The sequence below is a fragment of the Pedobacter sp. MR2016-24 genome, assembly GCF_026239655.1.
In the GTDB taxonomy this organism is placed as follows: Bacteria; Bacteroidota; Bacteroidia; order Sphingobacteriales; family Sphingobacteriaceae; genus Pedobacter.
Window position 1 is genome coordinate 1 of the sequence record NZ_JAPIVO010000005.1, and the last position, 12545, is coordinate 12545.

General features: G+C 39.1%; 10 protein-coding genes. 5 read left to right on the plus strand and 5 right to left on the minus strand.

Translation table 11 applies throughout. The annotated features are described in order from the left end of the window. Positions 1-12 precede the first annotated feature (12 nt). The 3 genes from OQX62_RS14055 to OQX62_RS14065 all read right to left on the minus strand — a co-directional run bounded on the left by OQX62_RS14055 (position 13) and on the right by OQX62_RS14065 (position 2073). Positions 13-582, minus strand: coding sequence for a hypothetical protein (locus OQX62_RS14055; protein WP_265832179.1), 570 nt, complete (start codon positions 580-582; stop codon positions 13-15). A 226-nt stretch (positions 583-808) separates the two neighbouring features. Then, complete coding sequence (locus tag OQX62_RS14060; RefSeq protein WP_265832180.1) at positions 809-1681, minus strand: hypothetical protein; 873 nt, start codon at positions 1679-1681, stop codon at positions 809-811. Further along, on the minus strand, positions 1678-2073 hold the full coding sequence (locus tag OQX62_RS14065; RefSeq protein WP_265832181.1) for a hypothetical protein: 396 nt from the start codon (positions 2071-2073) through the stop codon (positions 1678-1680). Before OQX62_RS14065 ends, OQX62_RS14060 begins: the two co-directional genes overlap by 4 nt. Positions 2074-2485: 412 nt before the next feature. Here OQX62_RS14065 and OQX62_RS14070 point away from each other — a divergent pair, with 412 nt between their 5' ends. The 3 genes from OQX62_RS14070 to OQX62_RS14080 are packed head-to-tail and all read left to right on the plus strand — an operon-like array spanning position 2486 to position 6642. Further along, positions 2486-4636 (plus strand): DNA/RNA non-specific endonuclease, encoded by a 2151-nt coding sequence (locus OQX62_RS14070; RefSeq protein WP_265832182.1) that lies wholly within the window; start codon positions 2486-2488, stop codon positions 4634-4636. Between the two features lie 13 nt (positions 4637-4649). Further along, entirely contained in the window at positions 4650-5306 is a 657-nt protein-coding gene (locus OQX62_RS14075) for a YEATS-associated helix-containing protein (protein ID WP_265832183.1), read from the plus strand. Between the two features lie 28 nt (positions 5307-5334). Further along, positions 5335-6642, plus strand: a complete 1308-nt coding sequence (locus OQX62_RS14080; RefSeq protein ID WP_265832184.1) for a hypothetical protein — start codon at positions 5335-5337, stop codon at positions 6640-6642. A 71-nt stretch (positions 6643-6713) separates the two neighbouring features. Here the strand turns inward: OQX62_RS14080 and OQX62_RS14085 are convergent, their stop codons facing one another. Then, on the minus strand, positions 6714-8810 hold the full coding sequence (locus OQX62_RS14085; RefSeq protein WP_265832185.1) for a hypothetical protein: 2097 nt from the start codon (positions 8808-8810) through the stop codon (positions 6714-6716). 362 nt (positions 8811-9172) lie between these two features. Between OQX62_RS14085 and OQX62_RS14090 the strand changes: the two genes are divergently transcribed. Beyond that, the gene (locus OQX62_RS14090) at positions 9173-10648 is read left to right on the plus strand and encodes a hypothetical protein (RefSeq protein WP_265832186.1); all 1476 of its coding nucleotides are present in this window, start codon (positions 9173-9175) and stop codon (positions 10646-10648) included. 115 nt (positions 10649-10763) lie between these two features. On the opposite strand, the gene OQX62_RS14095 is transcribed toward OQX62_RS14090, so the two are convergent. Beyond that, positions 10764-11540 (minus strand): hypothetical protein, encoded by a 777-nt coding sequence (locus OQX62_RS14095; RefSeq protein WP_265832187.1) that lies wholly within the window; start codon positions 11538-11540, stop codon positions 10764-10766. A 276-nt stretch (positions 11541-11816) separates the two neighbouring features. On the opposite strand from OQX62_RS14095, the gene OQX62_RS14100 reads away from it, so the two are divergent. Next, entirely contained in the window at positions 11817-12482 is a 666-nt protein-coding gene (locus tag OQX62_RS14100; protein ID WP_265832188.1) for a hypothetical protein, read from the plus strand. Positions 12483-12545: the final 63 nt, after the last annotated feature.

Below are 12545 nucleotides of genomic sequence, written 5' to 3' on the forward strand. Positions count from 1 at the left end.
TTTTAGGAGGGGTTACATTTGAGGATGAATTAAACGATTTCGGTAAGTTAATTTCTTTCCATCTGAAGCTTCACTCGTAATGACTTCAAAAGTTACGATTTGCGTCACCTCGATAAAGTCGGGATTATTTTTGTTTCTTTCAATCTTGATATCAAAATGATAATCCTTGTAGTAACGCTCTAGATTGTTTGGGAGGTAGACTTTCTTTATGTCCTTCTGAATCGCTTCACTTATATCCTTAAATTTGTCCCCAAACATCACATTATTGACCATAGACCAATAATTTTCTAAATCATTCCTATTTTTTAAATAGTCTACATCATATATTATTTTGGCAAGCTCATCTTTTATAATACCTAAATATTGGATAGTCTTTAATAATGATGCAAAAATGCCTGATGTCAGTAAAATTGTTCCGACAGTAGTAAACAGACTTTTCCAGTCAGTCCTAATCCCGAAAACATCAACTTTTCCCAAAATCAAAAACACAATACTAATAATAAAGATCAGCCAGAAATAGGCTTTTTTAAAGGCATTCGCCTCGAAAACCTTTGTTACGATGCTTGAATAGTGTTGAAACATTGTTGAGCGTTTACAATCAAATATAACTTAAATAGAATAAAAACAAGTGAGACATAATATTAAATTTCTCTATTATACATACACTAATGAATGCTACTTAATAATCTATTTTTTCCCAATCGTTTATACGAACCGTCTAACAGCTCTACGAGCACATTCATTTCGTCTGTACTGCAATGACGAAACTTGCCTGCAATATAAATGCACATTAAATACTTGAAAAAGGTTAAAATTTCGCCTTGAGGCTAAGTGCATGGTAAGACTGAGATAGAAAATTCTGAGTAGGATCTTCACCCTTAATATAATCGAAACCCAATTGTGCCTTTTTATCCCCCTCTTTATAAAGGTTGAAGTTTATTGAAGCAGTGAAATATTCATGCTTCCTTGTGGAAATCTCCTGAACACTTTTGGCAAAGTCCCTTCTATATTGATAATCGACTGCAAATTCAAAATGTCCTCTCATCAAAGTGGATTTGGGCAAAAGGCCAAGAATGGAATTGATTCTAAAATACCAGCGATAAATATGACCCTTGGCTTCAGGCTTATCTGCACTAATCCTATTCTCGCTCTCAAGGCCCAAATATGGTGAATAGTTAAGGTTAAATAAATTCCATAAAAAATCAATATCTTGATTAGGGGATTTTTTTTTCCATTTATCAACCAACTTACCTCCCGGTTTTAAAGTAAATGCCAGACTTGTCCTTAAAGATTTATTATCCTTTTCCTGATCCTCATTGTACTTTCCTGAAGCAAGTAGAATTGGTATCACTTTACGTAAAGACTCTGTTCCCATATCCCATCTAAAGGCTACACCCAATTCTCTGCTATCTTGCTTCTTGGTAACAAGTGTATTTTTATGATATTCAACATAAGGTGTTATCGTAACCTCCTTGTCACGAATATCATAACCAATCCCGATATTGGCCGCCCATGAAGAATTTGCAGAGTCCTTTGCCTTTGTATAAATTATCGAGGCAGCCTCCGCTGTTTCGGATATAGACTGAAGCGATTTTCTGATACTAATTTTAGATTTGTCCTGTGTCAGAGCCAAAAAGGGTATAGATAAGATACAAAAAACAATTATTATTTTTGTCTTCATAGCTTGACTTTAATAAGTTCAATACATGATGAAAAAGTCTCCAAAGCCTCACATTCCGTGTTTGTGAAACTTGAATTACTTTCAGGTTTTAGAGTTAATAAAATTTGCTGAAAATAGCCCCGCAAACTACGTTTACTTTCCTTTCCCAATCTGAAATCAAATTTCAGGCTTTGAGTTGTAGGATCGTCGGCTAATGCAATTACCTCGGCAAGACTTAAAATACTTACTTTATCTATTGCAACGCAAACTTTTTCTTTTATAAAAGCGTCGTAGTTATTTGTCTCTACCGATTTAGTAAAGGCCGCTAACAAAGTAGCTCCTGCATGTTTATTGATGATGGTTGATAACTCACCATACTCAGTGTCCCCTAATTCGAGTATAATCTTTTTCATAAGATCAATTTAAACTCCAATAAACTGATTAGCAATACCTAAAAGTAGGTATTTAAACAAAATAGTAGCTTCTGACTGATGTTCTTATACCTTAACGATCATTTGGCCAATCTATCATAGCTAAATTATATTGTTAGGGCTGAAAATTTAATGGCAATTTTTATAAGTACCAATCATCCAACTCAAACAGTCGCTTTTAAACTACATAATAGCCAAATACCTAATATTGGGTATTGACAAGCAAAAATATATTAGATAAATTTATTAGAACAATACAAAAATAAATCCCCCGATTTCATTAGCCATTCCATCTTGGGACATCCTGCTCAGATTTACAAAACCATTTTAAGTCCCATATATATTCCAGCGTAAACCTTTGGTATTAAATTAACAATCTAAAATTTAAGGAGATATGTTTTTATCAGAAGAACAGTTAAAAGAATCAGAACTCAGGTTCGCTGACATCCAAAAATCCCAGTCTTTAAGTACAGAAAACGGACTGCCGAATGATATCCTGGCTATGGAAGGCCTGATGATTAATCCTGATCCCATACCCCAGGCTAATCCCGATACAGATCTTCAGGCGGCCAACCGTAAGATGACGCTGGAATACAAGGCTCCTGAACCAACTGATTTTGCTTATGAACGGGCTATTGGAAAAAATGACTCTGTATATAGCAATTTTGTGGAACTGCTAATGGATGCGAAGGAAAAGGTTGGAAGAATCCTGGTTAGAAAAGGCAGCAACCTGGCTGGATATGCCACTGGTTTTATGGTATCTCCCAGACTGATGCTCACCAACTGGCATGTATTCCAAAACGCAACGGATGCACAGAATTCTGAGGTGCAGTTTGGTTATGAATTTGATATTACCGGCAAGGAAAAAACAGCAACTATCTTTTCTTTCCGACCTGAAGACTTCTTTTATTCAAACAGGGATCTTGATTATTGCCTTGTTGCTGTAAGTACTGTATCACGGGATTCCGGCACAAATCTGTCTAAAATCAGTTATCTGTATCTCGATCCGGAAAAAGGGAAACTTGGGGAAGAAAAGAAGGAATCACTGAATATTATTCACCATCCGGACGGAGACTTCAAACAGCTTTCTATCCGCGAAAACCTGTTTACAAAGAGAACGGCTACCACGATCCTTTATGAGGCAGATACTGCCCAGGGCAGCAGTGGCGGACCTGTATTTAACGACCAGTGGCAAGTAGTTGCACTACATCATTCGGGGGTAGCGGATAAAAATGACAAGGGTGAATACATTGATAAATACGGTAATCCTGTACCTTATATTGGAGGCAAGATCCAGGAAAGTAAAATCAACTGGATCTCGAATGAAGGCATTAGAATTAGTGTAATTCTGGAAGATATTTTCAATGTTTATCCAACGCATGAGCTTGTTGCGCAGCTTAAAACCAAGAATGAAACCGTTCGCGAATCCACTCCTGTGATAAAGTCTCCAGAGATTGAAGATAGTGTGCCTGTTACTACTGCTAATACAAACCTCTTAAAGGCAGATAGTAATGATATCCAGATCAGCATTCCGTCCAACCTGCTGGATGCGGGAACCAACATCAGCCTAAACCTGTCAAGAAATGGAGTTAAATTAAATGGCTTATCACAGGTTGCACCAGAACAGGTGGATGAACTCTCCTTATTGGAGATCAAAAAACTGGAGCAGATTATGGATTATTCTGGATGTAGAGGTTATATCTCTAAATTCCTGGGTACAGAAATTCCATTACCAGAACCCAATTCAATACTTAAAAAATTCATTGCTATTCCAAATGGCAGTGAATCATCAGAGCTAAAATATCATCATTATAGTGTCCGCCACCATTCTGTGCGTAAGATGCCGGCAATCAGCGCAATAAATGTAGATGGAAGTTTGAAGCTTAGACTGGACAACTACAAAAGAAAAGATAACTGGATCCGCGACAACAGGCTGGACTTTGCTATTCAGCTGGATGATACCTATTACCGTAACAGCGGTTTTGATAAAGGCCACATGAGCCGTAGAGAAGATGCCGACTGGGGAAAGGATGCAGATGAGGCAAAACGCAATGCTGATCTGACGTGTATGCACACCAATGCTTGTCCGCAGATTGGAACGCTTAACCAGAGTTCCAGGAAAGGACTTTGGGGAAGGCTTGAACTCGAAGTGCTGGAAAGCGGCGCTATTAATGAAGGTCCTTTAACGAATAAGATCAGTGTATTCAATGGTCCGGTTTTTCGGTATGACGACCCCGTATTCCGGGGTGTGCAGGTTCCCATGGATTTTTACAAAATCATCCTCTGGCCCACCAATACGGGTGAAATCAGGGCCACTGCCTTCTTGCTCTCCCAGTCCAGACTGGTGAAAGACATCAGGTTCGAACAACTTGACATCCACAACAACCAGGAATTCAAACTTTATCAGTATCCGATAGCAAAACTGGCCGAAGAAACGGGGCTCGACTTTACACAGCTCATTCAAATGGATACTTATGTAGAACAGACCAGCAATAAGGATTTGGCGAGCGAACAGGAAATTGCAGCAGTTTTTAATTATCAATAAAAAATCAATCAGCATGTTAGATCATTCTACACTCATCCTCACCATCATTATTGCCGGTTTGCTTGGCGGAATCATCAATTACTTTATGGTACACGTAAAGGAAGAAGAATTCAGTAACCAGTATATTTTTTTGAAGTCGGTTTTTCTTGGATTAGGGGCTTCAGCATTGATCCCGCTTTTCCTTAGTCTTATTGGCAGCAAACTGCTGGAGCCGGTAAAAACACCTCCCTACCCTAACCTCAACTATTTCGTGATCGGCGGATTCTGCCTTGCCGGAGCCATCTATTCAAAACGCTTTATTGAGGATGTTTACGGACGGATTACCAAAGCGGAAGAAGTGGCCAAAGATGCAAAAAAGACAGCTGATGAAGCCAAAAAGACAACGAAAGAAATCGAACAGTCAGTAACAGAAACGGATGATGCTGAGGAAACAATTGGTCACGAAGCATTGCAGCTTGATACACCTGATCCAAAGACGACGACTTACCAATCGATCCTTCGGGCCCTGCTCAATTCCCGTTATATATACAGAACTTCTACGGGGATCTCCAAAGATACGGGCATCCAAAAGAGCGAATTAAAGGACTATCTGGATGAGATGCTGGCTTCGGGACTGATTGCTTCCAGGATAAATAAAAATGGAAACAGGGTATTTAAAGCGGTGAACTAGATTTAGTGAATTCTTATAACATCAATTCATGACTAAAATCAAAAGACAGGCTGTGATCGTTATCCATGGGATGGGCGAACAACGGCCGACAGATACCCTACGTAGTTTTGTGGACGGGGTGAAATGGCAAATGGAGCAGAACGATCCCAGCGAGGTAAATGTTAAAGTCCGTAGCAAGCCGGACAGCATTGGCGATATCTATGAGACGGTGCGCCTAAGTATGGAGAGCAATTATAAAGCCGCCCGCCCTATTACAGATTTTTATGAGTTTTACTGGGCGCACAATATGCGCGGTACCACTTTTGGAAATATGTCTGCCTGGTTAAAACAGGTCGTATTTGTAAAAGTAAGTAGAGTCCCCCGGCATCTCCAAAAGATCTGGTGGACCATTTGGGGCATCTTTGTACTGGGAATTGCACTTTCCTTACTGGTTGCACAGTCCTTCGATCTGTCGGCTATCCAAAAAGCGCTAATTGCTTTCTTTGGTGGTAGCATCGTATCCTTTGTTATTGGGTTTGTAACTGCTTTCTTAAAGAATTCATTTTTGAACTCACTTGGGGATGTGGCCCGTTACATGACGCCGGAACCTAATAACATCAAAGACCGCAGCGAAATCCGTCAGCAGGGCATAAATTTTCTGAAAAAACTGCATGCTGTAAATAACCGCACCCGACCGGAACGGATCATCGTCGTTGCGCACAGTCTGGGTTCGGTAGTGGCATATGATCTTTTGAGACTACTATGGACTGAATACAACACTCAATATAATACTTTACCAACTAATGGACAGCCTATGCTGGATAAAGTCAATAACTTCTCAGTCAACCCAAACACTATTGCGGGCAATTTTAGTACTTTCACTGATGCCCAGCACTCCTATTGGAAGGAAGCCCGGGCATTGGAAAATCCATGGTTGATTACAGACTTCATCACCCTGGGGGCAGCAGTCAATTCACTGGACTACTTTATGGTCAACAAAGTGCCAATTAAAAAGCTCATCGAGCAGCGCGAGATTCCGGTATGCCCGCCTGAAATAGATACAAAGGACCAGAAGATATATTACCTTGGGGATATGGAACTGAATGGCAAACAGACCAACAAATGCATAGAGGTTCCTCATCACGGCGCACTTTTCGCCATGGTTCGCTGGACCAATATTTATTACACTTCGGATTTTGTGGGCGGTCCTGCTCAGCGTGTTTTTGGGACTGGAATAGCTGATATTAAAATTGACCGCAAATCATTATGGTGTTATCCGGGCGGTCATACCGATTATTGGACACCCGGAAAAGACAAACAGGCACTTATTAAGATCGTTTCCGCGATGAGTCTTTAGTTGAACCATTAATTACCTTAAAGTTGAAATTTAAGGCAATTAATGGTCAGGAAGCTAACATTGGGCAAATCTTACTTTTTATTGAGATCAGGCAATTGCCGAATAAATAAATCTCTGCTTAAAACATAAGCAAATGGGGACACATTTGGCTCAGATTGGTCAACTGTCTTTCCGCTTTCTAGTTCATAAATGATTCTTTTGTTACCATCCCGGCGGCTGTCATAACCTTTGTCTTCATACAACTTAACAAGATGATCGAAACGACTGGCAGTTCTATTTTCATAGGATTTTAGTTTGATACTCAGCTGGCTCCTGTTGAGTCTTAAAAAATCTGCCACCTCATCTTTCCGCTCTTTACTATCAGTTTTAGTGGAATGTAAATCTGCCTGCAAATCTTCATCTACTTCCTTTATAATCATCGCAATCAGTGCAATAGGCGTGTTTTCATTATCGTTACAACCGGCAATTAAGCCTTCCAATGATTTCTTACCTTTGAATTCATCAGCAAAAACCCCTTTATCATGGGCAGGTATTGTAAAGGATATAAATACCATGTTGAGTTCGGTAGAATTGTATTTATCATCACCGTTATCTTCTACATTAATCTCAATCGTCTGCATATTTAAACCTACTTTTCCTGTATAGGTAGCATTTCTTGTTCGCTCATGGTAAAACAGGGCTTTGAATGCAGCCAGATTCTCATCATAACTGATGGTTAACCGGTCCTTCCGCACCTTCTGAAAAATCTCGTCTGTATCTGCTTTCTCCGCAATCTGATCTCCGTAGAAGTAATAAATGCTATAATTACCCTGGCAGGCATCCAGAATAGGATGAGCGTCTATACCGTTTCTGGAATCCATCCACTTCGCAAGGGAGTTTTCACCCTCTTCCAAAGAAGAGATACGTGTACTCGGCTGTGTAAGGCGGTTAAGATCTCTTCTGGCCAGGAAACGTCTGATCAGTAAGGGAATTTCTTTAAACTCCTTCTGATCGTCATCGGGATTGTAATCATGGCTCAGTTTAGGGAAAAGTTGTTCAGCCGGAAGTTTCCGCTCTTCAGGGTTTAAATCAAATTTAATATTAGAGTCATCGAAATGCTGAAACAGCACACTTTTGGTTACATAGCGACTGGAATAAACAGAATAATACATATGGAATCCAATAAGCACATCCGGATTAGCTTCAGAGGTTAGGGTGAGCACGATATAGGAAACAGATTCAGGGCTCCGGTCTTTCTGGTCTCTCCAGAGTTCAAAGACCAGCGAATTGGTGCTCACAACATCTGTCACCATTCCTGTATATTGATAAGTTTGTGTATCGCCAGACTGATCCGAATGGTAACGGCTCTGCATGAACACACCATACTGGCTTTTATTGTTTTCTCTTTCATAGCGGATTTCGAGCGGACTGATTGAAATTCCATAATCCGAGCTGCTGCTATGGCATCCATCGGTACGCTGGAAACAGAGCCATCGGGAACCTTTGAAATTGCGTAGCCGGTCGCCCGGATTCCATAGTGCATGATGTCTTTTAACGATGCCCTCATAAAAGTTAAAATCGCCTATGACGCTCGCTGTCTCCGGGTATTCCTTTAAGAATTCAGCTTCAATAGCCTCCATTACTTTTTCATCAGCCTTAGTAGCTGCGGGATCTTCCTGTGTGAGTTTTTTTGCAAAGGCGATGAGCTTCTTAGCCATTGCCTTGGTGGTTACACCAGTCTGGCTGAAAGTCCTGACCAGACCATTATTATCCTTTGTGGTTTTACCAAGAGCATTATTTAATTCCTGGCAAACACGGGCAACATTCCACTTTTCATTTTCATTCAGATGTACCCTGCCTTGATATTTCTCCACGTGAATCTTACCTTTCAGTGCAATAGCTAAAGAAATCACTTCCTTGCTATTTTTTAGCAGCAGGATATCCTCATAGCCTACTTTTACCGGCGTGCCTTTATAGTCAATGCCCTGAGCTCTCCATGAGCGTTCTACTTCATCTTCAAAATCAACTCCCGTAGTGACACGTTCAATTACTTCAGCGTGCACAGCCCCATTTGGAAAAATCGTACCATAATCTTCCCAGAGATATTGCTGGTATTCACCTGGATTTTTAATAAAGTTCCGGAGGATGATTTGCCATGCCTTTCTGAGGTAACGATTTTCAACTTTCATAACTTCCTTATATTGAGTTTCTAAAGCTAGCGAATCGGATCGCATCCTGGTTTACATTTCACATTTTATTTATTCACATTCCGTACAAAAATTTATATATAATGGAAATGGTAATGGGAGAAAAAATGCAAGTTAGTCACTATAGATTTGCTTCAGCAGCCTCGGGTTTGCTCTACATGACAACTTTATTAAACTTTTAAGTGTGAATGCCATTGCCTGGTCAGCCGGGAATTCATTTTAAATACTCATGCCCAAAATTAAAACGAACAAGACTTGATTGGAACCACAAATTACGCAAAAATCCTTAGGAATTATTGCGAAAAACATGAATTGAACAAATAAGAAGACTAAACAAAAAAACAATGAAAACCTGCCAACCCACCAACCCAATCCGTCGTTCTACAGGAGTACAATTCAGCAGTAATTATAGAATTCAGGCATACAGCCGGATTTTGTTACTTCTGCTGACCATCATTTGCAGTTCATGTAAAAAGGGACTTGATGTTCCCTCACCTACGCCAGTTGTAACAGAAGAAACTACGTCCCCCGCACAGATCAACGCCGGGAAATTGGGCAGCACATGGAACATGACTGAACCCCTGGAAACTTCCAGGATAAAAGGAATAGCAATAGACAATGCAGCTTTAGTTAAGGATGCCCCAAACCGGCTGATTATTGATGAGATTTCGGATCAATATAACCGTCTGGAGGCAGGTGAAAATATGGTCGATTTCGCAGAACAGGTTTCGCGCCGCATCAAGGCCAGCGCTGGATTTTGGATTTTTAAATCTACTGTATCACACGACTTCTCAGAAACGAACACTTATTCTGCAAAATACATTTATGCCTCCTATAACAGGATCCTGCAAAAGCGTTCATTGAAGTATAATGCCTCGGCAAGCATACTGAGGAAGTATTTGACGAAAGAGTTCCAGGAAGATATCGCCAGTGATAGTCCCCAGGAAATTGTAGCCAGGTACGGCACTTCTGTATTGTCACATATCATTGAAGGGGCACGCTTCGAATCGCTCTACCAGTCAGAAACCTCTGCCACAGACCGAAAGTCTGCCGCTTCAGCGGGAATATCCCTGTCCATCAAAGAGATCTTTGACATTTCGGTTGAGCCCGGCACCAACAAATCATTGGCCAGCAGCAATTCTAATCAAAGGCTGTTATACCAGACTATAGGAGGTGATAACACTATCCCTATTACAGGAGATCTTCAGCTGGGATCAACTGTTTCCAACACAGTGAACATCAATGCCTGGCAACAGAGCGTTAACAGTAAAAATGCCCAACTGGTAGATATAGGAACAGACGGGCTGATACCTTTAGACGAACTCATCAGCGATCCTGTTAAAGCTGCAGCAGTAAAAGCTTACATCAAAGAATATATTACTTCAAGACAAGTTACAATGATTGCAGCCCCGATACCGGTATATCATTATTATGCCGACAGGTTGATGAGACATCTTTACTCTACCGAAAAGCTGCCTTCTATTGGTGGGATTTATCTTTATCAGGGTCCGGCCTTCAAGGCTTACAACGCCCCTCTTGGCGGATCAGTACCTATTTACCAGCATTACAATGCTGCCCGTAATGCAACGATGTTATCGGCAAAAAATCCCTGCGGTGTAGAAGGCTATGCCATGCAAGGTATTGCTTTTTATGCCTATACTTCACCTGTAGCCGGCACAGTGCAATTTTATGATTATTTTATGGAGGCGAAAATGAACAAAGTTTGGTATTACAGCCATTATTATTCTCCGAGCACAACCGCACCCAGCAATGAATGGTCTTACCGCTACGGGAATTCATTCTATGCCTTCCCTAATTGATAAAATGAGTTTTAATAAAAGAGGCATTTAAAATACGCCCGTTTTCTGGTTTCCTTGTCTGTGCGTAAGCATAGTCAGGGGAGCTTGTTTCCAGGGATGGGATTGACCAATGATCCTATTTTTTGTTTGGGAAAGTTTCAGTTATATATTTATCAAAATATTTTACGATCAAATCGTCTTCCACCTCTTCTCTTGAAACTTCCAGAACAGCTTTCATTTTGCGAAAGGAGTTTTGGTGTAGCGCATTTTTAAACTTTTCATAATAAAAAATTTCTATCTTATAAATTTTGCCTTTTTCATTCTGATCTAATGCTGGTGAAAATGAATACGGAACATCTTTTAGTTGATTAGTGAAGTGATAGATTAATGAGTCCTTAGACCCAAGGTTTTCTTTAGAATCCCGGGAAAATATTTCAATCGCAGATGTGTAATCATCTTTAGGTTTGATTATAGATTCTAAGAAATTATAGGTTGATGAATTATAGAACATGCCGTTCGAAAAGGCTTTTTCTTTCATTATAGTGTCAACATTAAATCGAGTTCCCTTTTTTTGAGCCAGGGAGTCAAAGGCTAACCCTTGAGTTGACTTATTTTTAAATATGAAATATCTGCTTTTTATAGTTTTTGATGAACGAATATGTTCGAAAGAATGAGAACTGCTATCGGATTGAAAATACATAGAGATTGTTGGTCGTGGATCTTCAATAATTGTATGACACTTGTAATAAGAAATTGCTACCTTACTCATGATGGGCTTAAATTTTCTTTCATTATCTTCAATTCTAAGGCTGACATTGATTCTAATAATTGGATCAGCAACATGTTTTTCATTCATCAAAACAATAGATGTAGTAAACATGATTAGTGCTGCATATTTTAAAGGTAATATCATGAGATTTAATTAGGAGTACTTAATAAAGCACTAAATGTAATGTTTTTCTTACATCTTTTTGATCTGCAATAATTTTTACACCAATAATACGCTGAAATGTAAACGATTAGCTCTTACACTTAAATGATTAGACTTACATAAAATCACTACGATTCAATTAATAGTAACATCATTGTGATTTTATCAAAAACTTAGCAGATATTATCTCATTTTTATTTTTGTTAACAAGTAAATAATTATTATATTTAAAAATAATTAACTCTCTAAATCAAATACATGAATTTCAAAAAGTATTTTGCATTATTTATTTTCCCAATTTTTCTTTCCCAAAGCTGTTCAAAGGAATCGATTGAAGTAAAGGAAAATATCACTAGTGATAACAGTATAACGGAAGTTGTTCGTAATTTCTCTTCATATGAAGAACTGAAAAAATTTGATGCAAAGCGTAGTGCATTATCTGGTAAAGAATTTACAGATTCGATAGTTATTACCAAAAAGATAGACGATAGTAAATCTATTGCCCGCGGAACGTTTAAAAAAATGTCAGTATTAGGTAGCGACAATAAGCCATTTGATTCTTGGGAATCCGGATGGAAGAGTTATGCTTTTGATTTTACCACACTGGAGAATAGTTACCCACATTTGCTTGAATTTAATGTTTCATTAAATCAATTATCCCCTCCAATGTTGGGTACAATTTTTCTTACTGCAGGAACCGAAACTTTTCCAGGTAATTCTACTTATTTGGAAAAAGGAGAGCATCGTATTCAGGGCTCAGGTTTTTACTTTACTGCAAACTTAAATTGGATGTATCATGAAGTGATGACTGTACAAGGTTATGTTGTCAGACACAACGTTTTTAGAACATTAGGAACCGTCTCAAGGGAAAGTGCAACGTCTCAATATATCATTGCCCATTTGGAATACATACAAATACAATAAAAAAATATAGACTATATAAATAAGAACATACTTGCATTCGGTTTATTTTTCTGTTAAGATTAC

What these genes read in the sequence shown, in the direction of transcription:
- OQX62_RS14055 (WP_265832179.1), bottom strand. Translation starts at nt 582, where the DNA reads ATGTTTCAACACTATTCAAGCATCGTAACAAAGGTTTTCGAGGCGAAT.
- OQX62_RS14060 (WP_265832180.1), bottom strand. Translation starts at nt 1,681, where the DNA reads ATGAAGACAAAAATAATAATTGTTTTTTGTATCTTATCTATACCCTTT.
- OQX62_RS14065 (WP_265832181.1), bottom strand. Translation starts at nt 2,073, where the DNA reads ATGAAAAAGATTATACTCGAATTAGGGGACACTGAGTATGGTGAGTTA.
- OQX62_RS14070 (WP_265832182.1), top strand. Translation starts at nt 2,486, where the DNA reads ATGTTTTTATCAGAAGAACAGTTAAAAGAATCAGAACTCAGGTTCGCT.
- OQX62_RS14075 (WP_265832183.1), top strand. Translation starts at nt 4,650, where the DNA reads ATGTTAGATCATTCTACACTCATCCTCACCATCATTATTGCCGGTTTG.
- OQX62_RS14080 (WP_265832184.1), top strand. Translation starts at nt 5,335, where the DNA reads ATGACTAAAATCAAAAGACAGGCTGTGATCGTTATCCATGGGATGGGC.
- OQX62_RS14085 (WP_265832185.1), bottom strand. Translation starts at nt 8,810, where the DNA reads ATGAAAGTTGAAAATCGTTACCTCAGAAAGGCATGGCAAATCATCCTC.
- OQX62_RS14090 (WP_265832186.1), top strand. Translation starts at nt 9,173, where the DNA reads ATGAAAACCTGCCAACCCACCAACCCAATCCGTCGTTCTACAGGAGTA.
- OQX62_RS14095 (WP_265832187.1), bottom strand. Translation starts at nt 11,540, where the DNA reads ATGATATTACCTTTAAAATATGCAGCACTAATCATGTTTACTACATCT.
- OQX62_RS14100 (WP_265832188.1), top strand. Translation starts at nt 11,817, where the DNA reads ATGAATTTCAAAAAGTATTTTGCATTATTTATTTTCCCAATTTTTCTT.